Below are 24778 nucleotides of genomic sequence, written 5' to 3'. Positions count from 1 at the left end.
TCGCTCCCACAGGGATTGTGTGTTCAACGAAGGAGAACCGGTTTTTTTGGTGCCTGGGTTTGTTGTGCCGTTGGTACGTCTTTACCCGCGCCAAGGCCACCGCCCAATGCTGTCACCAGCTCCGCATGGGCACTCAAGCGCGCCGCCTGCACCTGCTGCTCGACCTGCTGCTGCTTGAACAGCAGGGTCTGGGCGTTGAGCACGTTGAGGTAATCGGTGAGGCCGCGCTGGTAGGCGATCATCGCGATGTCGTAAGTCTTCTGCGCGGTAGCCACGGACTCGGCGGCGAACGTCTGCTGCTTGTCCATCGACTCGCGGCGGATCAACTGGTCCGAGATGTTCTTCAGCGCATTGACCAGGGTCTGGTTGTAATGCGCGACGGCAATGTCATAACCCGCCGAAGCTTCACCCAGTTCGGCACGCAGTCGCCCGCCGTCGAAGATCGGCAGGGAGATCGCCGGCCCGACGTTGTAGTTGAGCTTCTTGCCGGTCAGAAACTCCAGCGCCCCGCCGCCGGTGGCCATGTAGCCGAGGCTGCCGACCAGATCGACGTTGGGATAGAACCCGGCATGCGCGACCTCGATCCCGCGCGCCTGCGCCGCCACTTGCCAGCGACTGGCGACCACGTCGGGACGCTGGCCGAGCAGTTCGGCGGGCAATGCCGAAGGCAGCTTCAGTGCCGCGCCCAATGACAGGGTCGGACGCTGCAACTGCGCGCCAGCGCCCGGGCCTTTGCCGGCCAATGCCGCGATCTGGTTGCGGCTCAGGGCGATTTCTTCGTCCAGCGCATCCAGTTGCCGATGGGTTTCCGGCAGCGGCGTTTCGGCCTGGCTGACTTCGAAGTGCGTGCCGATTCCGCCGTTCAGGCGTTTCTGCGCCAGCTCGAGAATCTGCTGTTGCTGCTTGAGCGTCGCCGCCACGATGTCGCGCTGCGCGTAGTGCAGCGACAACTCGATGTAGGCGCGCACGATGTTGTTCTGCAATTCGAGCTGCGCCTGACGCGCCTCGGCAGCGCTCATGTGCGCCAGATCGACGGCCCGTTCGGTGCTGTTGCTTTCACGGCCCCAGAGGTCGAGGGCGTAACTGAAACCCAGCGCGGCATTGTTGTCCCAGGTGGTGCTGTTGGCCAGCTCACCGGGACCGTAGAACTGATCGGTCGGCCAGTTGTGACGCTTGAGCGTCGACTCGCCATTGATCTGCAACGACTCGGCGGCTTCGGCGACACCGGCCATGGACCGGGCCTGACGCACTCGCGCGGCAGCCATGGCCAGGGTCGGACTGCCTTGCACGGCAAGGTCGATCCAGCGGTTGAGTTGCGGGTCGCCGTAGGCTTGCCACCATTGGGCGGTGGGCCAGTTTGCGTCACGGGCGGCGTGGGCGATGGCCTCGTCGGTGGCCAGTTCATTGGCCTCCAGAGCCTTGCCCTGCGGGGCAATCCCTCCGGTTCCGATGCAGCCGCTGAGAACTAACGTAAAAGCCAGAACACTGAGCGGCAAAAGCGCTCTGTTGATGCGACGCGGCACTGCTGCGAATTCCTGAGGTGGGAGATGTTTCGAGGTGGGCGCAATTCTAGGGGGGCGCCATTACGGCGATAAGCTGGGAATCCTGTGAATCTTTGTTACCGTTAACGAGATAATCCCTTGGTCGGGGGTCTCAGCCCCTGAAACTTCGTGTCACAATTTGCCATCTCCCTTGAGAGCACCCCATGGACACTTTGCAAAACATGCGCGCCTTCAGTTGTGTGGCCGAAGCCGGCAGCTTCACCGCCGCCGCCGTGCAACTCGACACCACCACCGCCAACGTCTCGCGCGCGGTCTCCAACCTTGAGGCCCACCTGCAAACCCGCCTGCTCAACCGCACGACCCGGCGCATCGCCCTCACCGAAGCCGGCAAGCGCTATCTGCTGCGCTGCGAGCAGATCCTCGCCTACGTCGAAGAGGCCGAAGCCGAAGCCAGCGAAGCCCACGCCCGCCCGGCCGGACAGTTGAAAGTGCACACCATGACCGGCATCGGCCAGCACTTCGTGATCGACGCCATCGCCCGCTACCGCAAGACCCACCCGGACGTGACCTTCGACCTGACCATGGCCAACCGCGTGCCGGACCTGCTTGACGAAGGCTACGATGTGTCCATCGTCCTGGCCCGCGAACTGCCGGACTCGGGCTTCGTCTCGCAACGCCTGGGCATCACCTACAGCATCGTCTGCGCCTCCCCGGCCTACGTAAAAGCCAACGGCTGCGCACAAAAACCCAGCGACCTGCTGAACCACGCCTGCCTGCGTCTGGTGAGCCCGGTGATCCCCTTGGAAAAATGGGCCTTCGACGGCCCTGACGGCCAGGAAATGGTCACCATCAACAGCTCCCCCTTCCTGGTGAACTCCGCCGACGCGATGAAAAGCGCGATCACCAGTGGGATGGGTGTGGGCGTGTTGCCGGTGTACGCCGCGATTGAAGGCTTGCGCAACGGCTCGCTGGTACGGGTCATGCCCAACTACCGCTCGCAGGAACTGAACCTCTATGCGATCTACCCGTCGCGGCAGTATCTGGATGCGAAGATCAAGACCTGGGTTGAATACCTGCGTGGGTCGTTGCCGGAAATATTGGCGGGGCATCAGGCGGAATTGGCGGCTTATGAGATGAGTGGGAGTCTGGCGGGGGTGCGGGTGGCGAATTGAGTTTGGCGTGAAGCGAGTGCTGGATAGCGTCGAAGTACAACCTCATCCAACACACAGCCAAGCCGCTCTAACTGAACGGACTTGCCAGCGAATGCCATCGTCACTGGCAGCTCGAATTGGGACGCAGAGCGTCCCGGGCTGCATTCCCACGCAGAGCGTGGGAACGATCAACATAACTCCGCTTCCGCTTCCACCACTCAACACGATGAGCGTTAGCTCAAGTACCGCTTTTAACATGCCGGCCCCTTCGGCCGGCTGAGTGGAGGGATTTATCCGGGGGTGGGAGCGCAGCGACCGTGCGGCGCAGCCGCATGCATCGAGAGGAGGTGCAGCGAAGCAAACCGTAGGCGATGCCCCCGGATGAATCCCGGAACGAAGGAACACCGAGCCACAGCGAGGTGCCGAACGCCGGGGCCAAGCCTTTTGCTTACTTTTTGGCGTTTGAAAAAGTGAGCCGCTGTAAGAGCGGAACCGCCAGCCGCAGCACCCGAAAAAACGGATATACACCCAACCCCCAAAAGCCTGGTCGGCCCAGAGGCCGCCAAGACAACCCCAAACAGAAAATGTTAGCTTGCTTGGCAATAAAGCCCCGAAGCCGAGCCCATAGCGATGAAAAAAACAGTTTTGGCCTTCAGCCGCATCACCCCCCCCATGATCGAACGCCTGCAACAGGACTTCGACGTCATCGTCCCCAACCCAAAGAACGGCGACATCAACACCCAGTTCAACGAAGCCCTGCCCCACGCCCACGGCCTGATCGGCGTCGGTCGCAAACTCGGCAAGGCCCAACTGGAAAACGCCGCAAAACTTGAAGTCGTCTCCAGCATCTCCGTCGGCTACGACAACTACGACCTTGCCTACTTCAACGAACGCGGGATCATGCTCACCAACACCCCGGACGTCCTCACCGAAAGCACCGCGGACCTGGCCTTCGCCCTCATCATGAGCAGCGCCCGCCGCGTCGCCGAACTGGACGCCTGGACCAAGGCCGGCCAATGGCAGGCCAGCGTCGGCGCACCACTGTTCGGTTGCGACGTACATGGCAAGACCCTGGGCATCGTCGGCATGGGCAACATCGGCGCTGCTGTCGCCCGTCGCGGACGCTTGGGCTTCAACATGCCGATTATCTACAGTGGCAACAGCCGCAAGACCGAGCTGGAACAGGAACTCGGCGCGCAATTTCGCAGCCTTGACCAACTGCTGGCCGAAGCCGATTTCGTCTGCCTGGTAGTACCGCTCAGCGAAAAGACCCGCCACTTGATCAGCCACCGCGAACTGGCACTGATGAAGCCTGACGCCATTCTGGTGAACATCTCCCGTGGCCCGGTGGTCGACGAGCCGGCATTGATCGAAGCGTTGCAGAAAAACCGCATTCGCGGTGCAGGCCTCGACGTCTACGAAAAAGAACCGCTGAGCGAATCTCCGCTGTTTCAGCTGAAAAACGCCGTGACTTTGCCGCACATCGGCTCGGCTACGAATGAAACCCGCGAAGCCATGGCCAACCGTGCGCTGGCCAACTTGCGCAGCGCCCTGCTCGGCGAGCGCCCGCAGGATCTGGTCAATCCGCAAGTCTGGAAAGACTGAATACAACTAAGGCTGGACACAAGTTTGTCCAGCCTTAGTTGTTTTATATAAGCGACCCAACAAGCAAATTAATTGCCACACATTCAAAAGCTACACAAATTGAAAATGACTCTTTGCCCGTTTATCTTCCGCGAGCTATAGAATCCCGTCACAACCTGCCAAGAGACAGGTTTAATTGACGGAGAAAACAAATGACGAATCTGACAACAGCTCAATTGATTCGAAGAAGCAAAGTAGCAATAGTTCTCATGGTGGGTGTTTTGGGCACACTGATCGTTTACAGCAATGCAACCGACTACAACTCCAACTATATCTACCTTGGCCATATCCTCAGCATGGACACGACAGGCAGTCATTTGACATATCGCTCCATCAACTCGGAAATCATGCATCACCGGATCTACTGGATGATCATGACACTCGAGACGATTTTTACTTCTGCCTGCCTGCTAGGTGGCTATCAACTTGCCAAAAACATAAATTCATCGGAACAGCAATTTCACGAAGCCAAGAAATACGCCGTACTGGGTTTTCTGGTAGCACTGTTTGTTTATTATTTCTGCCTGCAAGTCGTAGGCAATGAATGGTTCGACATGGACCAGTCAAAAGAATGGAACGCCATGTCCTGGGCACAAAGCATTGTCGACTTTTTACTCCCGGCACTAATATTTCTGGTCATGAAAATCGACAATTGAGTATTCAATGTGCGGGTTTAGCGGTCATTTCAATAACGGGTTTAGGTTTACGAAATACCAACACATTGCCCAGCATCACCAGCACAAGCCCCGCCAGCGCCGGCGCTGTCCATTGATAGCCTTCGGCAAAGGCCGATACGTTCAGCGCCACCACCGGGAACAGCACTGTGCAATAAGCCGCGCGCTCCGGCCCCATGCGGCCGACCAGCGTCAGGTACGCGGTGAAGCCGATCACCGAACCGGGGATGACCAGATACAGCAGCGCGCCGATGTAACGTGACGTCCATTCCATCTCGAACGGAATACCTTTGACCAGGCACCACACCGACAACATCGCCGCGCCGTAAGCCATGCCCCACGCATTAGTGGTCAACGGTTTGAGACCGGCCTTCTGTTGCAGGCTCGAGAGCATGTTGCCCGCCGAGAAACACAAGGTGCCGCAAAGTGCCAAACCAAGGCCAAGCAGGGTTTGCGGAGTGGCGTGATGCCCGGCCAGCTCCGGCCAGAACAACAGCCCCAGACCGCCCAGCCCCAGCGCCCCGCCCATCAGCACATTGCGCGCGATGCGTTGGCCGAAGAACACCCGCGCATTCAGCGCGTTCCACAACGTTGCGGTAGAAAACACCACCGCCACCAGACCGCTGGGAATCCATTGGCTGGCGGTCAGGAAACACATGAAGTTGACGCAAAACAGGCACAAACCCTGCGCCACGCAGATCAAATGCCCGCGCCGGTTCATCGGTTGCAGGCGACGGCTGAGCAGCAACAGCGCAAACAACACCAGCGCCGCGAGACCGAAGCGATAGACGATCGACACCGGAATCGCCACCACACCCAATTGCCATTTAAGGGCGATCCAGGTGGTGCCCCAGATCAGCACGGTCAACAAATACAACGACAGGTTCATGGCAGACACTCCTCGATTGGTTTTCAGTGTCCGCCTGCGCCCTCGCCCCTCGCTTGCATAAACTTGCGCTTTTGTCGGCGCGCAGGCTGGCAGCGCGAAATCTACGGAGTAGGATGCAAGGCGTTGAAGAGAACCGACCATGGCCGCCATCGATACCCTGCAAGTCTTCCAAGCCCTCAACAATTCGCCCAATGCACGCCTTGTGCACAGCGCCGAGTTGGGTGACGGCTTGTCTGCAGCTTTGTGGACCAATCATCACGACGCCCAGGAATACGAAGCGCCGAGCCATCACACCCTCTCCTGCTACATCGCCGGCGGCACCGGCACCTTCCGCCGTGGCGAACCCGGCCACAAGGGCGGCCCGGACAAGTTGTGCATCCTGCCGGCCGACCACGAATCGGGTTGGGTCATCAACGGTGATATTCGCCTCGCTCACCTGTACTTCAGCGCCGAACAATTTGCCTTGGGTTGCGTCACGCTGCTGGATCGCGAGCCTCGGGAAATGCAGCTGCGCGAACAGACTTTTCTCGAAGATCCGCAGCAGGCCCAACGGTTTCGCCAGCTACTGACCTTGAACTGGGACGAGCCTGCTGAGCGCTTGCTGACCAGCAGCTTGGCGCACGAATTGATCAGCCATACCCTGTTGAGCCAGGTCGGCGTGCGTCAGGGCTTGCGTCTGAAAGGTGGATTGGCGCCGCACCAGCGCCGGCAACTGGTGGAGTTCATCGACAGCCAACTGGCCGAGCCGATCAGTCTCGGGCAACTGGCCGGGTTGTGTGCGTTGTCGGAATACCACTTTGCGCGGATGTTCCGGGTGAGCTTCGGCTTGCCGCCGCATCAGTATGTGCTGGCGCGGCGTTTGAGCCGGGCGCGGGAGTTGTTGCGGGGGACGGCGTTGCCGTTGGGGGAGATTGCCCTGGCGTGCGGATTTGCCAGTGCCAGCCACTTCACCAACCGCTTTCGCCAGGTGCTGGGTGGAACGCCCGGCGAGTATCGCCAGGCGTTTTTGCGCTGATCAGAACTCCAGCGTGCTCGACAACGAAATCTGCCGCGAGTCGCCCATCGACACGAAGAACCGGCTCGCCGCCGAGGTGTAGTAGGTGCGGTCGAACAGGTTCTTCACGTTGAGCTGGAACTTGACCTTCTGCCCTTCAACCTTGGTGTCGTAAGTGGCGAACGCATCGGCCACGGTGTAGCTCGGCAGATCGAAATCATTCACCGCGTTACCCGCTCGTTCACCGACATACCGCGCGCCGGCACCGACTCGAAGCTGATCGCCGCCGATCACGCTGCCGAAGTCGTAGACCGCCGACAGCGAGCCGGTGTTCTTCGCCACGTTTTGCAGCTTGTTGCCTCTGTAGTCGGGATCTTCCGTGACCTCGGCGTCGGTGTAGGCGTAGCTGCCGATCATGCTCCAGCGGTCGCTGAGCTGGCCGGTCAGATCGACTTCCAGACCACGGGAACGCACTTCGCCGGCGGCGCTGTAGATCGTGGTCGGGCCTTCGGCGTTGGCCACCAGCACGTTGCGTTTCTTGATGTCGAACAGCGCGATGTTGCCGGTAACACGCCCCGGAATGTCGAGGCGTGCGCCCAGCTCCCAAGACTTGGCCTCTTCCGGTGCGATGCTGCCGTCGAGCACGGTGCTGCTGCCGCTGAGCGGGGCGATGGTCGAGTTCGGTTTGAACGATTCGGTGTAGCTGCCGTAGAACGACAACGCGTCGGTGTAGCGATACACCAGACCGGCGCGCGGTACCCACTTCTGGCCGTTGCTGTCGGTGTTGGCCTTGAACGGCACGCCTTTGCCGGCGTACTGGTCGTACTCCTGGAAGCGCCCGCCAGCCACCAGAATCCACTGGTCGTTGAGGTGGATCGAGTCCTGAAGGAACACCGAATCGCTGCGCAGTTCGTCGGTCTGCGCACTGTCCGCCGGGCTGACGGTGGTGCCTTCGACTTCGCGGCCGTAGACCGGGTTGACGTAGCTGAAGGTGCTCAGGCTTTTCTGGCGGATCAGGTCGGCGCGGTAGATCTTGCGGTACTCGTCGTCGACGCCGAACACCAGATCATGCTGCATGCCCAGCACGTTGACCTTGCCTTCGAGGCTGGCGGTGGTGAAACGGTCGGTGCTGATCGCGCCCTGGGTGCCGTCCATGCTGCGGGTCAGGGTGCCTTTTTTGGTGTCGATCGCGGTTACGCGGACCTGGCTGGCATCGTAGGTTTCGCGGTTCCAGCTGTAGCCGAAATGGGCTTTCCAGTCATCGTTGAGTTCATGGTCGGCCTCGAAGTGATAGAGGTCCGAGCGCCCTTCCATGTCGTTGAATTTCTCGTCGAGACGCTCGTTGCGCGAGATGTCCAGCGGATGGTTGGTGCGAGGATCGATCAGGGTTCCACGATCGAATGGGGTGAGGAATTCGCGATGCTCATAGGCAAACAACAGCTTGGTGCGCTGGCCGTACCAGGCCAGCGACGGCGCGATCAGTGTTTCACGATGCGTGCCGAAGTTGCGCCAGTAATCTTCGTCTTCATGGTCCAGCACCATGCGATACGCGAGGCCGGAATCCCCCAGCGCACCGGTGCTGTCGAAGGAGCCGCCGCTGCCATTCTTGCCGTCGCCGTAGGTCGAGCCGCGCAGGGTCAGCGCGTTGTACTGGGTCAACTCAGGCTTCTTGCTGACCATGTTGACCACGCCGCCCGGGTCCTGAATCCCGTAGAGCAGCGAGGCCGGGCCCTTGAGCACTTCGACGCGATCCACGGTGGCGTTCATGCCACGGCCCTGCACCACCGGCATGCCGTCGCGCATGATCGAGCCGTTGCGGTTGTCACCGAAGCCGCGGGTCATCACCGAATCCTGGGTGCTGCCCAAGGTGTTGCCCTGGGTGATACCGCTGACGTTGGCCAGCGCATCATCAAGATTGCGCGGTGCCTGATCGCGAATGACCTGGGCCGGAATCACATTGACGGTCTGGGGGATTTCCTGAAGCGAAGCGGAGGAGCGCATCACCGAACTGGTTTCCGGTGGCTGGTAGCTCATCGACTGGTTGACCACCGAAGTGATGGTGGTCGCGCCGAGGTTCAGAGCGCCTGCAGTCGGTTGCGGTTCTAGCGCCAGGGTATGGCTGTCGGTGCGGCGGAAGGTCAGGCCCGAGCCTGTGAGCAGACGTTGCAGCGCCTGTTCGGCACTCATCTGGCCGTTGATCGCTGGAGCGGTCAGGCCGTAAGGCGCTTCATCGGTGTAGACCACGCTCTGCCCGGTGACACGACTGAAATCACTCAGGGCCTGTGGCAACGGCTTGGCGGCCAGGGAAAAACTGAACTGCTTTTGTGGCTGACTGCTGACGGATTCAGCGCCCAGCGACACGCTCATCGGCAACAGGGCCAATGCCGAAAAACTCAAGGCCGAAACGCCTAACCACTGTTTGACCGAACCCGATTTTGCCCTGGACTTCATTGCTCATGACCTGTGTAGAACCGCAACGGATGCGAATGACTCGCAGTTTCAGTCACTACACGGATGGCGTCCGGGTTTACCTCACCACAAAGTTGAAAATATTTTCGTTGTCGCTGCCGACGCCTTCGCGAGCAAGCTCGCTCCCACCTTGGAATGCACTACCTGTGGGAGCGAGCTTGCTCGCGAAAGGGCCAGTGAGGTCAGCGAAGAATTATCAGATGTCCTAGCACCTGATGCTGCTCGAATCCCAGCACCCCTTGCAGGGAATTCAACACCGCTTGCGGATCCTTGCTCGGAAAGCTGCCGCTGACCTTGCGCGCGCCCAGTTCGTCGTTGAGCAACACGATCCGTCCCGGGTAATAACGCCGCAGATCCTGCACCACATCGGCCAGTGTCGACTTGTAGTAAGTCAGCCAGCCCTGGCGCCACGCCAGTTGCGCTTCGCTGTCCACGGCATGCAGTTTTTCCGCAGTGCCTGCGCCGTACGCCACTTGCTGGCCGGCGGTGAGAATCTGCTGCTCGGCATCACGCGCCGCCGTCACGCCAACGCGCCCGGACAACACGGTGACTTGTGCGCCATGAGGTTGCAGGCGCACTTCGAACTGCGTGCCGAGCACTCGCGCCTGGCCTTTCTCGGCCTCGACCACAAAGGGATCACCCGTATGAGTCACGCTGAAAAATCCGGCGCCGCGGCGCAATTGCACATGTCGCTCGCCGTGACTGAAATCCACGGCGATGGCGCTGTCGGCGTCCAGCGTCACCTGCGATTGATCGGCCAGGGTCACGGTGCGGATCTCGCCCGGTGCCGACACGTAATCAGCGCCTAGATCATCGATCCAGCGCTGCGGCTGCCAACCACTGCCGAGGCTGATCATCAACAACAGGCAGGCCGCCATGGCCAGCGCGCCGGCCCAACGCCGGATCTGTGGACGACGCGGTCGGTCCATCGCATTGAGCAATCCCTGCAACGCCAGCGCGTCTTCGTCGGCCAAGGTGCGCGCCGGCCCTTCGCTCAATTCCCACACCACTTGCGCCTGGGCGTAGGCCTCGGCGTGGGCCGGGTCAGCGTGCAGCCATTGACTGAACGTCAGTTGATCACCGGTGCTCGGGCGGTCGTGCAGCAGGCTCAGCCAGGCGAAAGCGGCCTGTTCCTGAGCGGGCGTCGGGATGACGCGGTCGGTGTTGTTCACGGTGCTTTCCCTGGCAGGCGTGGCGCGGGCTCGCGCAGGCTGGCCTTGCAGGCCTCGAGGGCGCGCATCATATGTTTTTCCACGGCGCTTTGGGACAAGCCCATGGCTTTGGCGATCTCGGCGTACTTGCGCCCGTGGATGCGATTGAGCAAAAAAATCTGCCGCGTGCGCTCGGGCAGCGCGCGCAACGCCGCTTCGACATGGCGCAAATCGTTGCCCGCTTCGAGCGCCGCCTGCGGTTCGCTGGCGCTGCTGTCCGGCTCGTCCGGTTGCCAGCCTTCGTTGACCCGCACTCGCGCGCCTTCGCTGCGCAAATGATCGATGGCGATGTTGCCGGCGCAGCGCAACAGATAAGTGCTGAGTTCTTCGACCTGCACCAGCGGCCGACGCCAGAACCGCAGGAACAGATCCTGCACCAGATCCGCCGCCGTCGCCCGGCAACCGACGCGCCGGCTCACCAGCGCTTCCATCTGCGAGCGCTGGGACAGGAACACCTGAAGAAAATGCGCACGGGCGCCATGGGGTTCGTCGTCGCGGTGCTCGGGAGGATGGCCGATCAACATGTCAGTTCAAGGCCCACGCAGCGACCGGGCTGGCGAGCAGGCTCAGTCCGGCCATGGTCAATACCAGGCGTGGTCGATAGGGTAACAACAGCACCAGAGTCAGCGCGCTGAGCATCAACACCGCGCACCAGTCGACCAGACCGAAGCTCCAGCCCTTCATGGAAACCGCCGCCCAGAGCGACAGCCCCAGCAACAGCCAGCCCACAAGTTTCAAACCTTGCCGACGGCGAGCCGAAGGTTTGTGGCCCAGCAGTTCCTCGTGATGCCGAGGCATCGCCAGGCACAGAGCCGTGAATGCGGAATAGCAGAGCAATAGCGCCAACAGCATTCAGTTCGCCCCTTGCTCAAGGGTGATCGGCCGGGCCTTTTCGCGGGCTGGTTTTTTCACGTTGACGGTATGTCCGGCGCGCTGCATTTTCCGGGCGGCCCAGGCGAGGAATAGGCCGCTACCCAGACACGTAAAGTCGAAACCGGCCAGGGCCCAGTCGCCTTCGGGCACTGTCACGCCGAGGTGATACGGGGAGGTCAAACCGTTAAGAAGCGGCACTGCGACAAACAGTGCGGCGCCCAGCGACAGCTGTTCGACCCAGGCCTTGCGCCCCGGCCGCAACATCGCGTGCACCACGCTCAAGCCCCAGGTGATGAAGAACGCGTCCACTTCCCAGTCGTCACGCCCGGCCAGACTCACCGGCAGCAGACGATTGGCCCAGAAGAACACGGCGACCGCTGCCACCAGCCCGGCCATGCTGGCAATGTTCAGCACTTCCACCAGCCGCAACTCGAAGGGCATCACACCGGTTTTGGCATGTTTGAGCTGACGCTTGCCGAGCCAGATCACCAGCCCGGTGCCGATCATCGCCGTGCCCGCCAGACCACAGATGAAATACAGCCAGCGCAACACCGGCCCGGCAAAGTGGCCCATGTGCAAACCGTAGAAACTGCCAGCAACCGCCATCGCCATTGGCTGATCGGGCGTTGTGCCGATGACTTGTCCGCTGACACCACTGAAGGTCAGGGCGCTACCGGAATCATTCACCACACGGTCGGAGCCCGCGCGGGACATCACCACCGCGGCGTTGGCATCGCCCGGATTGATCACGCTGATACGCCCCACGCGCCCGCCCGACCATTGCTCGCTGGCCGCCAGCAACAGGGGCGCCAGCGGTGCCAGTGTCGCCGGTTGATTGGCCCGTTCAGGAATACTGGTTTCGGGAAATACCTCGTCGTAAAACGCCCGGACGTTGTTGCCGTACGACGCCAGAATGCTCGCCGGCATCACCATCGACATGAAAATCACCAGGCTGCTGTAGGTGATCATCAGATGAAACGGCAGCACCAGCACGCCCACCGCGTTGTGCCCGTCAAGCCACGAACGCTGGCCCTTGCGCGGGCGGAAGGTGAAGAAGTCCTTGAAGATTTTCTTGTGGGTGATGATCCCGGTGATCAGCGCGACGAACATCACCATCGCGGCGATGGTCGAGAGCCAGCGGCCCCACGGGTAGGGCATTTGCAGCTGGAAGTGGAAGCGGTAGAAGAACTCCCCGCCCATGCTTTCCCGGGGCTGCACTTCGGCGCCGGTCTGCGCGTCGAGGGTCTTGCGAGTGAATGCGCCGCGTTCGCCGGGCTTGGCTGGCGTCTGCTGCCAGCCCACGCTGAGGCCGGGATCGCGGGCGTCGGGCAGGCCAATGATCCAGCGCGAAGCGTTGGGGGCGTTTTGTTGCAGATACTGCTGGGCCAGCGTCAGGCTTTTCTCGGCATCCAATGGATGGGCGGTGATTTCCGGCTGCATCCAGTGAGTGGTTTCATCCTTGAAATAGGCCAGGGTTCCGGTCAGAAAAATCGCGAACAACAGCCAGCCGAAAACCAGCCCGGTCCACGTATGCAGCCAGGCCATCGCCTGCCGGAAACCCTCTTTCATGCCAGCCCCAGACCGCGCGCAGCGCCGGAAACGGTGGCCAGAATCACGCTCGGCACCAGCAGACCGACCCACGCAGACCAAGCCGTGCGACAGGCGAAACACCAGAGCACCGCCACCAGATAGACCAGAAACGAAACGGTCATGCCGGTCACCACCGCTTCGGCGCGGTTCAGCGGCAGCCAAAGGGTCAGCGTGACGCTAGCCAGCGCCGCGACCAGATAGCCGCCAAACACCGCCGCGAGCACCCGCGAAGTGACGGCCAGACGATAGGACAGGGGAAGTGCGGCGAGTTTGGCTTTCATGTTTCGACCCTGAAACGGTTAACGCCCGGCCAACACGCCGAACGACAGGCGAGCAATATTAATGATAAATATTCTCATACGCAAAAGAGTCTGATTGCCGGGCATCACTGACAGCCCTACAATGCGAACCATTCTTGTTCTCTAACGCATCCCGCATGCGCCCGGAGTGATGCCGTTGTCGTCCGCCCATCCTGTCGAATCGCTGTATCAGGCCCACCACAGCTGGCTCACCGGCTGGCTGCGGCGCAAACTAGGCTGCCCGGACAGCGCCGCCGATCTGGCCCAGGACACCTTCATCCGGGTACTGACCGCCCGCGAGCCGCCGGTGATCATCGAGCCGCGCGCATTCCTCACCACCCTGGCCAAGCGCGTGCTGTTCAATCATTACCGCCGCCAGGATCTGGAGCGCGCCTACCTCGACACCCTCGCGCAGATGCCGGAAATGGTTGCGCCTTCGGAGGAAGAGAAAGCCATCATCCTGCAAACCCTGATGGAGCTGGATCAGTTGCTCGACGGTCTGCCGCGCGCCGTCAAACGCGCATTTCTGCTGGCACAGGTCGATGGCCTGACGTATCCGCAGATCGCCGCCGAACTGGGCATTTCCGTGGCCACGGTCAAACGTCATCTGAATAAAGCGGCGATGCGCTGCTACTTCGCCCTATGAATCCGCCGATGGATTTTTCCGCGCAGGTTGCCGAACAGGCGGTGCACTGGTTGCTGGAAATGCAGCAGGGCCAATTGAGCCCGCGCCAACAACAGGCCTGGCAACAATGGATCGACGCTCACAGCGAACACCGCCGCGCGTGGGAGCACATTCAGCGGGTCAATTCTCGGTTGCGCGGGCTGTCGTCGCCACTGGCCCACGCCGCGTTGAATGCGCCGAAGTCCGGCAGCCGTCGTCAGGCGCTGAAGTTGTTGCTGATTCTCGGCGCCGGTTCGGCAGTCACTTGGGGGATGCGCGAGCACAATCCGTTGCCATCGCTGCTGGCCGATTACCGCAGCCCGGTTGGTCAACGCCGTAAGATCTCGCTCGGCGCTGGCGGCCAATTGCAGCTCAACACCGCGAGTGCGGCGGATGTCCGGGGCGACGGCTTGATCCGTCTGCTCGAAGGCGAAATGCTGCTGACCGCCACTCAATCCTTCGAAGTACAAACCGCCCAAGGCGTGCTGAAAACCCAGGGTGCGCGAATAAACGTGCGGCAGTTTGCCGACCGCACGCAGATCGCACTGTTTGAAGGTCGGGTCGAATTGAACGCGCAAGGTCGCGCGCCGATGCTGCTGCCGGTCGCCCGACAACTGAGTTTCAACACCACCGGCGTCAGCGCGGCAAAACCGCTGGACGCCAACAGCGGTGCCTGGGCTGACGGCATGCTAGTGGCCGCGCACATGCGCCTGGGCGACTTCCTCGACGAACTCGGCCGCTACCGTCGCGGGCAGCTCAATTGCGATGCGAAAGTCGCTGACCTGCTGATCTCCGGGACTTATCCACTGGACGACAGCGAGCGGATTCTCGACCTGCTGGAAATCAGCCTGCCGGTGAAAGTGAAGCGTTTTACTCGCTATTGGGTGACGGTCGAAGCTAAAGCCTGATCGTTCCCACGTCGAGGCGTCGAACCGTCCGCGTGGGAATGCAGCCCCGGACGCTCCGCGTCCCCTGCAAAAATAAATGAGCCGTTTTTCAGATCTGGCGTGACAGAGAAGGAAAGCCCCCTTGATTTAACCTTCTCAGGACCGTCCTCCATGCACTCCACCCGCCTCACGCCGCTGGCCCGAACCCTGCGCAACCTCGTCCTCGGCGCCAGCCTGAGCTTCAGCGCCCTGCCCCTTGCACAGGCTGCCGACACCAAGGCTTATCACATCGCCCCGTCGTCGCTGGAAAACGCCCTCAACCAGTTCGGCCGTGAAGCCGGCGTGCTGATCTCCTTTGGCTCGCAAGTCACCAGTGGCGTGCAAAGCCGTGGCCTCGAAGGTAATTACACAGCGGAGCAAGGTTTGAACGCGCTGCTTGAAGGCACTGGTCTGCAAGCCCGCGCCGAGGGCGGCAATGCCTTCAGCCTGCAACCGTCGAACGACAGCGCACTGGAGCTGGACACCTCGAAAGTGGTCGGTGACTGGTTGGGCGAGGCCGCGCAGGTCAACGTCTTCGAACATCCCGGCGCCCGTGACGTGATCCGCCGCGAAGAATTCGAACGCCAGGGCGCGACCCAGGCCCGTGATGTGCTCAATCGCATTCCCGGGGTCAACGCCCCGGAAAACAACGGCACCGGCAGCCACGACATGGCGCTGAACTTCGGCATTCGCGGTCTCAACCCGCGTCTGGCTGCACGTTCGACCGTATTGATGGACGGCATTCCGGTGCCGTTCGCGCCTTACGGTCAGCCGCAGTTGTCGTTCGCGCCGATCAGCATGGGCAACATGGATGCGGTGGACGTGGTGCGTGGTGGCGGCGCCGTGCGTTACGGCCCGCAGAACGTCGGCGGCGTGGTCAACTTCGTGACCCGGGCGATTCCGGACGAGCCGACCGTGAAAGGCGGTTTCCAGACCGAAACCAGCCCATCGTCCAGCCATGACGGCTTCAAGACCAGCGCCAACCTGCTGGCCGGCGGCACCAATGCCAACGGTCTGGGCGGCGCGTTGCTGTATTCCGGCACTCGCGGTGGCGACTGGCGCGAGCACAGCGATACGGAAATCGACGACCTGATCCTCAAGGGCAAATACCAGCTCGACGAGGCCAACAGTTTCAACGCCATGGCCCAGTATTACGAAGGCAAGGCCGACATGCCCGGCGGCCTGAATGTCGCCGACTACGATGCCGACCCGTATCAGTCGACCCGGCCGAAGGACCAGTTCTGGGGCCGTCGCACCATGTTCAATTTCGGCTATCGCTATCAGGAAGATCGCCGTGAATTCACCGCCAACACCTTCTTCACCAAGACCCTGCGCAGCGGTTATCTGGATCAGGGCACGTTCCTGTCGCTGTCACCGCGCGAATATTGGGTTCGCGGTCTGGAAACCCGCTTCGCCCAGGGCTTCGACCTCGGCGCCACCAGCCATGAAGTCGGCGTCGGCTATCGCTACATCAACGAAGCCGGCCACGAACTGCGCTATCGCACGCCGATCGCCAGCAACGAGTACCCGACCACCAACAGCCGCAATGACCGCGACACGCGCGGCGGCACCGAGGCCAATGCGTTTTTCGTCGATGACCGGATCGACATCGGCAAGTGGACGATCACGCCGGGCGTGCGCTACGAGATGATCGAGTCGCAGCAGACCAACAACCTGACCAACGTCAAATACAAGGGCGACTACAACACCGCGCTGCCGGCGTTGAACGTGCTGTATCACCTGACCGACAGCTGGAATCTGTATGCCAACACCGAAGGCTCCTTCGGCAGCGTGCAATACAGTCAGATGCCCAACCGCGTCAGCAGCGGCGAAGTGAAACCGGAGAAGGCCCGCACCTGGGAAGTCGGCACCCGCTACGACAACGGCGCGCTGCGAGCGGAGATCGGCGCGTTCCTGATCAACTTCGACAACCAGTATGAAAGTAACCAGACCAACGACTCGGTGATCGCCCGTGGCGAAACCCGGCATCAGGGCATCGAGACCAGCTTCAACTACGCTCTCGACGACCTGAGCCCGGCACTGGCTGGTTTCGACGTGTACGCCACTTACGCCTATGTCGACGCGACCATCCGCGAAGACGGGCCGAACAAGGGCAATCGTGTGCCGTTCTCGTCGAAACACAAAGGCACAATCGGCGTCGGTTACACCGAAGGGCCGTGGAAACTGAATCTGGACAGCAGCTTCCAGAGCGACCAGTTCGCCGACAACGCCAACACCTCGAAAGAAAGCGCCGACGGCAGCACCGGCAAGATCCCGGGCTACATGCTGTTCAGCAGCCGTGCCGGTTATGACTTCGGCCCGCAGCTGTCGGACCTGAATGTCGCGGTGGGGGTGAAGAACATCTTCAACACCCAGTACTTCACCCGTTCGTTCGATGACAACAACAAGGGCAAGTATGTCGGTGAGCCGCGCACGGTGTACGTGCAGACCTCCGTCGCTTTCTGATCCCTGCTGAAAACAGAAAGGGCCTGCAATTGCAGGCCCTTTCTCATTGGGTGGCTTGGAAAATCAGCGTATCAACTGTTGATCGCTGCCTGTTCGTTCTCGTCAAACTCTTCCGCCAATAGCTTGTCATTGGCTTTGCTTGTGAATGGCACCACAGCGGCTCGCGGTTTGCCGCGCAGTTTGCCAAACAGGTGCTCCAGCGCGTGCTCCAGTTTTTCGGCTGCACCATCGATCGCCTGTTCCAGCGAATCGGCTTTGTGGGTGACGGAAATCGGTTGATGGCCTTTCGGCCGCGCTTCCAGTTGGCAGCGCAAGTCATGGGGACCCGGCTTTTCACCGTTCTCGTCGCTCAGATGGACTTCGACACGGGTCAGGTCTTCCTCATAACGGTCGAGCGTGCTCTCAATTGTGGTGCGTACCCACTCCTCCAGTCGTTTGCTGCTTTGAATATGGTTGTCGCTGTTGACTTGGATTTGCATAGTTCATCCCTTATTTCAGCTAGCTCGCAAGAGGCCTGGAACAGGATTTCGTGACCTCTTGATTACAACAATCGGCCCGCCGGACGAACATTTCAACCCCTTAAAAAAGATAAATATTCATACGCAAAAAAAGCCGGACAACCGAGTAAAGCGCTGGTAAGGTCGGGAGTTGGGTCGCCCCGCCACCGCGAAAAATCTGCTCACAATTGGCCATCACCCAACGGGTGCAGGCTGCGGAAAATCCCCGCCTCTTCCACCAGCCAGTCATGCACCGCCCGCACACCCGGATGGCTCAACGCCCCCGGCGCATACAGCAGGACATAGCGCTTGTGATTGGGCACAGAAATCCCGAACGGCACGATCAACGTCCCCCGCTCCAGCTCGTCATTGAGCAACGTTCGCCGGGCAATCGCCACGCCCATGCCGGCAATCGCCGCTTCGATGGTCAGGTGGTTGCGATTGAACGTGTGCCCGCGCCGCACATCGGCGCCCTCGAAACCGATGGCATTCAGATAAAACTCCCACTCCGCGTATTCATAACTGCCGCGCCAGGCAGTGATGTCGTGCAGCAGCGGGAAATGCACTAGGTCCGCCGGCCCGTGCAGCGGCGGCCGCCCGCGCAGCAGGCCCGGGGCGCACACCGGGAAAATCTGCTCGTCGAGCAAGGCTGTGGATAACAACCCCGGATAACTGCCGTCGTTCAGGTCGATGGCCAAGTCGAAATCCCCTTCATGCAACGGCACGCTGCTGTCCTCGGCCACCAGCCGCAACTGGATGTCCGGGTAACGCTGTTGCAGGCGTGGCAGGCGCGGGGTCAGCCACTTGCTGAGGAACGACGGAATCGAGCGCACCCGCAAAATCCCACTGATCATCCCCGCATCCAGCCGACGCAATTCCGCGTCGATGCTGCCGTAAGCCTCGTTGACCGTGATCGCCAGTCGCTGCCCTTCCGCGCTCAGCTCCACACCGCGCGCGCGGCGGTGAAACAGGCGAAACCCCAGCCGCTCTTCCAGCTGTCGGATTTGCTGACTCACCGCCCCCGGCGTGATGTGCAGCTCTTCGGCACAACGGGTGAATGACAGGTGCCGCGCGGCACAGGAAAACACCTGCAGCCAGACGTAAGTCTGGGCGTGCAATTGACGACTCATGGTTTAGTCCTGCTAAAGGCTTACTTAGGAAGTTTCGTTAGTCACGTTGAAGCGAGGTAGGCAGTATCGCCGACATTGCGCTTGTCCTACAAAAAATGGCAGCGATTCCTACTCCATTGCTTGTAAGGGTTTAGCATGGCTATCAGTGTTTTCGATCTATTCAAAGTCGGCATCGGCCCGTCCAGTTCCCACACCGTCGGCCCGATGCGCGCCGCCGCGACCTTCGCCCAGGCCCTGATCGAGCAGCATTTGCTGAACGATGTGCAGCGGGTGGAAATCCGTTTGTACGGTTCGCTTTCGGCCACCGGTGTCGGCCACGCCACTGACCGCGCGACGGTCATGGGCCTGATGGGCGAATGGCCGGACAGCATCGATCCGTCGACCATCGAGCCACGCATCCAGCAACTGCGCGAGACCGGCCAACTGTCCCTCGCCGGTGAACGCTCGATTGCCTTCAACTGGCAGCACGATCTCCTGCTGCTGGACGAGAGCCTGCCCTACCACCCCAACGCCATGTCGCTGACAGCCTTCGGTGCATCCGGCCAACTGTTCGAGCAAACGTACTACTCGGTCGGCGGCGGTTTCATCATCGAAGCGGCCGAAGCCGAATCGGGTGTGGCGCCGACCGGTGACGTCGAGTTGCCCTACGACTTTTCTAGCGCCGCTGAACTGCTGTCGCTGTGCAACAAACACAACCTGCGGGTTTCCGAACTGATGATGGCCAACGAACGGGCCTGGCGCAGCGACGCCGAGATCCGCAAGGGTCTGCTGCACATCTGGTCGGTGATGCGCGAATGCGTCGAGCAAGGCCTGCGTCACGAAGGCATCCTGCCCGGCGGTCTGAATGTGCCGCGTCGTGCGGCGAAACTGCACCGCAGCCTGCTGGAAATCGGCAAGCCGAACGTCATCAGTTCAACCCTGTCGGCGATGGAGTGGGTCAACCTGTTCGCCCTCGCCGTCAACGAAGAGAACGCCGCCGGCGGGCGCATGGTGACCGCGCCGACCAACGGTGCCGCCGGGATCATTCCGGCCGTCCTGCACTACTACATGAAGTTCAATCCGGACGCGTCCGACGATGACGTGGTCGCGTTCTTTCTGGGCGCAGCTGCCGTTGGCATCCTGTGCAAGAAAAACGCTTCGATCTCCGGCGCCGAAGTCGGCTGCCAGGGCGAAGTCGGCTCCGCTTGTGCGATGGCCGCTGCGGGTCTGGCCGATGTGCTGGGCGCCACGCCTGAGCAACTGGAAAACGCCGCCGAAATCGGCCTGGAACACAACCTCGGCCTGACCTGCGACCCGGTCGGCGGGCTCGTGCAGGTGCCGTGCATCGAGCGCAACGCCATCGCTGCGGTGAAGGCGATCAACGCCACGCAAATGGCCCTGCGCGGTGACGGCAAACACTTCATTTCCCTCGACCGGGTGATCCGCACCATGCGCGATACCGGCGCCGACATGCATGACAAATACAAAGAGACTTCACGGGGCGGCCTGGCCGTGAGCTGGGTGGAGTGCTGAGGAGCACTCCCTGACCGCCCGTAACACGTGAGCCCGAGCAAGAATAATAACGAGGCAAAAACGATGACCGATGTACGCACACCTGCTGCCGAAAATCCCGCTGTAGACCGCACACGCAATAACGAAATCGCCCACAAGGGCTGGAGCAAATTCGACACCACCTGGATGCTCGGCCTGTACGGCACGGCCATCGGTGCCGGCACCTTGTTTCTGCCGATCAACGCCGGTGTCGGCGGCTTCTGGCCGTTGCTGATCCTGGCGTTGCTGGCGTTCCCGATGACCTTCTTTGCGCACCGGGGTCTGACCCGCTTCGTGCTGTCGGGCCGCTCCGGTGACATCACCGAAGTGGTGGAAGAACACTTCGGCATCGGCGCCGGCAAACTGATCACGCTGCTGTATTTCTTCGCGATCTTTCCGATCCTGCTGGTGTACAGCGTGGCGCTGACCAACACCCTGAGCAGCTTCCTCGAACATCAATTGCACATCGCCCCGCCGCCGCGCGCGGTGCTGTCGCTGGCGCTGATCCTCGGTCTGATGGCCATCGTGCGTTGCGGTCAGAGCGTGATCGTCAAAGCCATGAGCGTGCTGGTCTATCCGTTCGTCGCCGCGCTGCTGTTGCTTGGCTTCAGCCTGATTCCGAACTGGAACGGCGCATTCTTCGCCAGTGCCCAAGAACCGATGGAAATGTCGGTGCTCCTCAAGACCCTATGGCTGGCGATCCCGGTGATGGTGTTCTCGTTCAACCATTCGCCGATCATTTCCGCCTTCGCCGTCGAGCAGAAACAACGCTACGGCGAGCAGGCCGAACGCAAGAGCAGCGGCATTCTCGCCATGGCCCACGGCATGATGGTGGTGACGGTGATGTTCTTCTGCTTCAGCTGCGTGCTGGCGCTGTCGCCGGCGGATCTGGCAGCGGCCAAGGCGCAGAACATTTCGATACTGTCGTACCTGGCCAACCACTTCCAGACCCCGGTCATCGCTTACGCCGCGCCGCTGATTGCGCTGGTGGCGATCACCAAATCCTTCCTCGGCCACTACATCGGCGCCAGCGAAGGCTTCCAGGGCATGATCGTCAAAAGCCTGCGCAGCCGTGGCCGGGTGATGTCGGCGAGCTGGCTGAACCGTGCGACTGCGCTGTTCATGATCCTCAGCTGCTGGGCCGTGGCGACCTTCAACCCGAGCATCCTCGGCATGATCGAAACCCTCGGCGGGCCGGTGATTGCCTGCCTGCTGTTCCTGATGCCGATGTACGCGATCCGCCGCGTGCCGGCCTTGCGCCAGTATTCGGGCCAGGTGTCCAACGTGTTCGTGGTGCTGATCGGCCTGATTGCACTGTCAGCGATCATCTACTCGGTTCTGCCCTGAAACGGGCCGCAAACGAAGAAGGCGAGCCATGGGCTCGCCTTCTTTTTGGCCGGTTTCATTGTTCGACAATATTCCCGGCATGTCCCTTGCTACATCGCTGAAGGAGACAGGACCACGGAAGGGCCGATGGTCAGGTTTGGCGAACCAACCCGATCAAGGCCGGTCAACAACTGCACGTTCAATCAGGCGGTGACGCATCATGGACAATCCTTTTCAGATCATTACCGATGCCTTCGCGCCGGACTATCAGATCAACCTGAGCATTCAGGGGCTCGACGGCAGCATCATGCTGACCCTCTCCAATGGCGGCCGGATCGTCGCCAAACGGATGATCAGCGCCGAACAGCGCAATGACCCCAAGCGCCTCAAACGCCTGGTGCAAAGCATTCAGTTCGGCATCGCCATCGAACAGGGCCACAGCGCCATGGCGATCCTCGATGCCATGACCCGCGGCGACGGAATCGCTCCACCACCGCGTCAGGCCAAACATCAGCCCCGGCCAACTGCCGGCCTTTAAAGCTCGCCCTTCTCCACTTCAGGATGTTCACTGGAACCCGTGCCGATCTTGCGGTGCGGGTTCTCGATTTTCACCGAAGGGAATTGCGATGAGGCGTAACGCACCACCAGGATCGAGAACGCCAGCAGCAGAATCCCGCCGCACAGGTAAATGATGCCCATGTCCGGCGGATTGTGGTGCGAGACGTTGGAGATCAGCAGGCGCGTCAGTGCGGTGATCGCCACGTAGATCAGGAAGCGCACCGGCATGTGGTTGGTCTTGAAATAAATCCCGACCATCGCCCCCAGTTCCAGATAGATGAACAGCAACAGAATGTCATCGATCTTGATGTGCCCTTCCTCGAGCATCCCGAGAAATTCCATCACCGCCGCCCACGCGGTCACCGCACCAATGGCGAACAGCGCCAGGTAGTGGAAGGTCTCGACGAACAGGTTGCCCAGGGACTCGGCCAGTTGGTGCACGTTTTGCCGCAGTTTCTCGGCCCAGTTGATTTTCACGATGAAGGTTCCTTAGCCCGGTTCGAGCGGATGTTGCTTGCTGGACGTGACGGTTATTGCACACGTACGCAGATGCATGCAGAAAAGAGGCCACGACATCATGGCGAGCCGCCGCGAAACCCGCGCCGTGGCGTTTGGTCGCACCTGTGCGTAACCGTCAGGCTGACAAAATCCGAATCCGGTCTACATTGAAAAGCCACTACCCAAAGCGCAGGGATTCGCTTATCCTTTTCGCTGTATATAGATACAGTAGTCGCAAAGACAACTTAATGTGAAGGCATGTGAGGTGGTGAATGGCCGTCGAAGTGGTATACCGCAGCAGCCGAGATCTGGAGCGCTTGTTCATGGATAAAGCCGAAGCTGACCGTCATGACAAAATGCTCGAACTGGCCGAACTGTTGGCCGAAGTGCTGGAAAAAGCCGTTCCTTCGTTGAGCGAGCAGCAAGTGGAAGAAGTCGGGATCTTCATGGCGAAGAACCGCGATGTGTTCGCCCGGGCGTTCAAGAGCCAGCCTGATGCACTGTCGGAGCTGATCAGCGCACCGGCGGCACCGGTTGTGGCAACCGAGCCGGCAGACGTGGCCGAACCGGCAGAAGCGCCAGCCAAACCTGCCAAAGCGGCGAAGGCTGCGAAGTAAGCGACACTTGGATTGAAGCCTCTGAATTGAATAGCCCCTGAGTTGAAAGACTCGGGGGCTTTTTCATGCCCGGACAAACCTCAGCGGTACAACACCTTCTCCGCCAGCTCGTCCGCCACCCGCGCGGGTGAGCGTTTTTCCGCCTGGGCGTGGGCGAAGACTTCAGTCAGGCGCGAACTGATTTTCGACAGGTGCGCGGTGATGGTCGTCAGTTCTTCGCCCCGATGCTTGAGGGAAACGTAGATCAGCCCGCCAGCATTGATCACGTAATCCGGCGCGTACAGGATGCCGCGCCGTTCCAGTTGATCGGCGACGTCCAGGTGCGTCAGCTGATTGTTGGCCGACCCGGCCACTGCCGAACAGCGCAACTGGGTGACCGAGTGACTGTTGAGCACCCCGCCCAGGCCGCACGGCGCGAGGATGTCGCACGGCGTGCTGAGCAATGCGTCGTTGGCAATCGGATGGGCGTTGAGCTGTTCCATCGCCAGTTGCACCTTGCCGTGGTCGATGTCGCTGACCAGCAGCTCGGCACCGGCGGCATGCAGTTGTTCGGCCAGTGCGTAACCGACATTCCCCAGCCCCTGAATCGCCACGCGCAAGCCTTCGAGATTGTCGCTGCCCAGGCGCGCCATGGCCGTGGCGCGAATTCCGGTGAACACGCCCATCGCCGCATGCGGCGCAGGGTCGCCGGCCGAGGTGGTGCTGGTGACATGCTGGGTCTGCTGGGCGATGCAATCCATGTCCGCCACCGAAGTGCCGCTGTCGATGGCAGTGATGTAGCGCCCGTCGAGCTGATCGATGCAACGGCCGAAGGCTTCGAACAGCGCGCCACGATTTTCCACATGGGCCGGCCGCACGATCACGGCCACACCGCCTCCCTGGGCGAGGCCGGCCAGCGCGGCCTTGTAGCTCATGCCCTGGGCCAGGCGTATGGCGTCCTCGACTGCGGATTCGTCGTTCGGATAGGCAAGATAACGACACCCGCCCAGGGCTGGCCCGAGGCGACTGTTATGGATGGCAATGACCGCCTTCAATCCGGACACCGGATCAACGCTAAGGTGCAGCGATTCCAGGCGAGTGCTTTGCATGAGAGCGAACATCGGCAGGCTCCCGAATCACTTCTGGTAGACGCCAGTATAGGCTTGCGCCTGAAAATTGCTGAAGCGCGCCGGAATAAGCGCCGCCACCGATCGGAGGGTTGTGGCATAACCCGATGGCAGAGCGGCCCGGTACTGGACGAATGGCAAAGACGGGGCTAAAACGAGGCATG

Annotated in this window: 22 protein-coding genes and 1 pseudogene; 11 read left to right on the top strand and 12 right to left on the bottom strand. The window is 61.1% G+C overall.

Annotated features, from left to right (window positions below):
• Positions 1 to 23 precede the first annotated feature (23 nt).
• Positions 24 to 1523: an efflux transporter outer membrane subunit gene (locus K5E37_RS06765; protein WP_221533423.1), complete on the bottom strand. Its 1500-nt coding sequence runs from the start codon at positions 1521 to 1523 to the stop codon at positions 24 to 26.
• A gap of 182 nt (positions 1524 to 1705) precedes the next feature.
• Here K5E37_RS06765 and K5E37_RS06760 point away from each other — a divergent pair, with 182 nt between their 5' ends.
• From K5E37_RS06760 to K5E37_RS06750, 3 genes are all read left to right on the top strand, one after another.
• Positions 1706 to 2674 (top strand): LysR family transcriptional regulator, encoded by a 969-nt coding sequence (locus K5E37_RS06760; protein ID WP_085608127.1) that lies wholly within the window; start codon positions 1706 to 1708, stop codon positions 2672 to 2674.
• A gap of 609 nt (positions 2675 to 3283) precedes the next feature.
• The gene (locus K5E37_RS06755; protein WP_221533422.1) at positions 3284 to 4258 is read left to right on the top strand and encodes a D-glycerate dehydrogenase; all 975 of its coding nucleotides are present in this window, start codon (positions 3284 to 3286) and stop codon (positions 4256 to 4258) included.
• Between the two features lie 191 nt (positions 4259 to 4449).
• Positions 4450 to 4953: a DUF2165 domain-containing protein gene (locus K5E37_RS06750; protein WP_007957290.1), complete on the top strand. Its 504-nt coding sequence runs from the start codon at positions 4450 to 4452 to the stop codon at positions 4951 to 4953.
• Between the two features lie 4 nt (positions 4954 to 4957).
• On the opposite strand, the gene K5E37_RS06745 is transcribed toward K5E37_RS06750, so the two are convergent.
• Entirely contained in the window at positions 4958 to 5860 is a 903-nt protein-coding gene (locus tag K5E37_RS06745; RefSeq protein WP_221533421.1) for a DMT family transporter, read from the bottom strand.
• Between the two features lie 139 nt (positions 5861 to 5999).
• On the opposite strand from K5E37_RS06745, the gene K5E37_RS06740 reads away from it, so the two are divergent.
• Positions 6000 to 6875, top strand: coding sequence for an AraC family transcriptional regulator (locus tag K5E37_RS06740; protein WP_007957281.1), 876 nt, complete (start codon positions 6000 to 6002; stop codon positions 6873 to 6875).
• On the opposite strand, the gene K5E37_RS06735 is transcribed toward K5E37_RS06740, so the two are convergent.
• The 6 genes from K5E37_RS06735 to K5E37_RS06710 all read right to left on the bottom strand — a co-directional run bounded on the left by K5E37_RS06735 (position 6876) and on the right by K5E37_RS06710 (position 13278).
• Positions 6876 to 9305 carry a TonB-dependent receptor gene (locus tag K5E37_RS06735; protein ID WP_085608123.1) on the bottom strand — a complete coding sequence of 810 codons (2430 nt, stop codon included), beginning with the start codon at positions 9303 to 9305 and terminating at the stop codon, positions 6876 to 6878. It abuts the gene before it with no gap.
• A 200-nt stretch (positions 9306 to 9505) separates the two neighbouring features.
• The gene (locus tag K5E37_RS06730) at positions 9506 to 10495 is read right to left on the bottom strand and encodes a FecR family protein (RefSeq protein WP_085608122.1); all 990 of its coding nucleotides are present in this window, start codon (positions 10493 to 10495) and stop codon (positions 9506 to 9508) included.
• Positions 10492 to 11058, bottom strand: a complete 567-nt coding sequence (locus K5E37_RS06725) for an RNA polymerase sigma factor (RefSeq protein WP_074691725.1) — start codon at positions 11056 to 11058, stop codon at positions 10492 to 10494. Before K5E37_RS06725 ends, K5E37_RS06730 begins: the two co-directional genes overlap by 4 nt.
• A 1-nt stretch (position 11059) precedes the next feature.
• Positions 11060 to 11386: a DUF3325 domain-containing protein gene (locus tag K5E37_RS06720; protein ID WP_085608121.1), complete on the bottom strand. Its 327-nt coding sequence runs from the start codon at positions 11384 to 11386 to the stop codon at positions 11060 to 11062.
• The gene (locus K5E37_RS06715) at positions 11387 to 12976 is read right to left on the bottom strand and encodes a PepSY domain-containing protein (protein ID WP_221533420.1); all 1590 of its coding nucleotides are present in this window, start codon (positions 12974 to 12976) and stop codon (positions 11387 to 11389) included. It abuts the gene before it with no gap.
• Positions 12973 to 13278, bottom strand: coding sequence for a DUF3649 domain-containing protein (locus K5E37_RS06710; protein ID WP_085608119.1), 306 nt, complete (start codon positions 13276 to 13278; stop codon positions 12973 to 12975). The genes K5E37_RS06715 and K5E37_RS06710 overlap by 4 nt, the downstream gene beginning before the upstream one ends.
• Before the next feature lie 175 nt (positions 13279 to 13453).
• Between K5E37_RS06710 and K5E37_RS06705 the strand changes: the two genes are divergently transcribed.
• The 3 genes from K5E37_RS06705 (at position 13454) to fecA (ending at position 17352) form a co-directional block, all read left to right on the top strand.
• Positions 13454 to 13942 (top strand): sigma-70 family RNA polymerase sigma factor, encoded by a 489-nt coding sequence (locus K5E37_RS06705; protein WP_007957265.1) that lies wholly within the window; start codon positions 13454 to 13456, stop codon positions 13940 to 13942.
• Complete coding sequence (locus tag K5E37_RS06700) at positions 13939 to 14868, top strand: DUF4880 domain-containing protein (protein WP_085608118.1); 930 nt, start codon at positions 13939 to 13941, stop codon at positions 14866 to 14868. The genes K5E37_RS06705 and K5E37_RS06700 overlap by 4 nt, the downstream gene beginning before the upstream one ends.
• 150 nt (positions 14869 to 15018) lie before the next feature.
• Positions 15019 to 17352: a TonB-dependent Fe(3+) dicitrate receptor FecA gene (gene fecA, locus K5E37_RS06695; RefSeq protein ID WP_085608117.1), complete on the top strand. Its 2334-nt coding sequence runs from the start codon at positions 15019 to 15021 to the stop codon at positions 17350 to 17352.
• 71 nt (positions 17353 to 17423) lie between these two features.
• Here fecA and K5E37_RS06690 read toward each other — a convergent pair whose 3' ends face one another.
• Together K5E37_RS06690 and K5E37_RS06685 are read right to left on the bottom strand one after the other, a co-directional pair.
• Positions 17424 to 17831, bottom strand: a complete 408-nt coding sequence (locus tag K5E37_RS06690; RefSeq protein ID WP_007957262.1) for an HPF/RaiA family ribosome-associated protein — start codon at positions 17829 to 17831, stop codon at positions 17424 to 17426.
• A gap of 200 nt (positions 17832 to 18031) precedes the next feature.
• On the bottom strand, positions 18032 to 18979 hold the full coding sequence (locus tag K5E37_RS06685; protein ID WP_011332523.1) for a LysR substrate-binding domain-containing protein: 948 nt from the start codon (positions 18977 to 18979) through the stop codon (positions 18032 to 18034).
• A gap of 135 nt (positions 18980 to 19114) precedes the next feature.
• Between K5E37_RS06685 and K5E37_RS06680 the strand changes: the two genes are divergently transcribed.
• The 3 genes from K5E37_RS06680 to K5E37_RS06670 all read left to right on the top strand — a co-directional run bounded on the left by K5E37_RS06680 (position 19115) and on the right by K5E37_RS06670 (position 22373).
• Complete coding sequence (locus tag K5E37_RS06680) at positions 19115 to 20491, top strand: L-serine ammonia-lyase (protein WP_127796960.1); 1377 nt, start codon at positions 19115 to 19117, stop codon at positions 20489 to 20491.
• A gap of 63 nt (positions 20492 to 20554) precedes the next feature.
• Entirely contained in the window at positions 20555 to 21856 is a 1302-nt protein-coding gene (locus K5E37_RS06675; protein WP_085608115.1) for an HAAAP family serine/threonine permease, read from the top strand.
• 199 nt (positions 21857 to 22055) lie between these two features.
• Positions 22056 to 22373 carry a DUF3509 domain-containing protein gene (locus K5E37_RS06670; RefSeq protein ID WP_007957256.1) on the top strand — a complete coding sequence of 106 codons (318 nt, stop codon included), beginning with the start codon at positions 22056 to 22058 and terminating at the stop codon, positions 22371 to 22373.
• Here the strand turns inward: K5E37_RS06670 and K5E37_RS06665 are convergent.
• On the bottom strand, positions 22370 to 22870 hold the full coding sequence (locus tag K5E37_RS06665) for a phosphate-starvation-inducible protein PsiE (RefSeq protein ID WP_007957255.1): 501 nt from the start codon (positions 22868 to 22870) through the stop codon (positions 22370 to 22372). The two genes, K5E37_RS06670 and K5E37_RS06665, sit on opposite strands and share 4 nt — an antisense overlap.
• Before the next feature lie 293 nt (positions 22871 to 23163).
• On the opposite strand from K5E37_RS06665, the pseudogene K5E37_RS06660 reads away from it, so the two are divergent.
• Positions 23164 to 23421 (top strand): annotated as a pseudogene (locus K5E37_RS06660) (YebG family protein); the annotation flags it as partial.
• A 167-nt stretch (positions 23422 to 23588) separates the two neighbouring features.
• Here the strand turns inward: K5E37_RS06660 and K5E37_RS06655 are convergent.
• Entirely contained in the window at positions 23589 to 24608 is a 1020-nt protein-coding gene (locus K5E37_RS06655; RefSeq protein WP_007957253.1) for a Glu/Leu/Phe/Val dehydrogenase dimerization domain-containing protein, read from the bottom strand.
• Positions 24609 to 24778 lie beyond the last annotated feature (170 nt).

The organism is Pseudomonas sp. RIT778 (assembly GCF_019718735.1).
GTDB lineage: Bacteria > Pseudomonadota > Gammaproteobacteria > Pseudomonadales > Pseudomonadaceae > Aquipseudomonas > Aquipseudomonas aphyarum.
The sequence above is the reverse complement of the archived record's forward strand: the minus strand, read 5'-3'. Positions and strand labels throughout refer to the sequence as shown.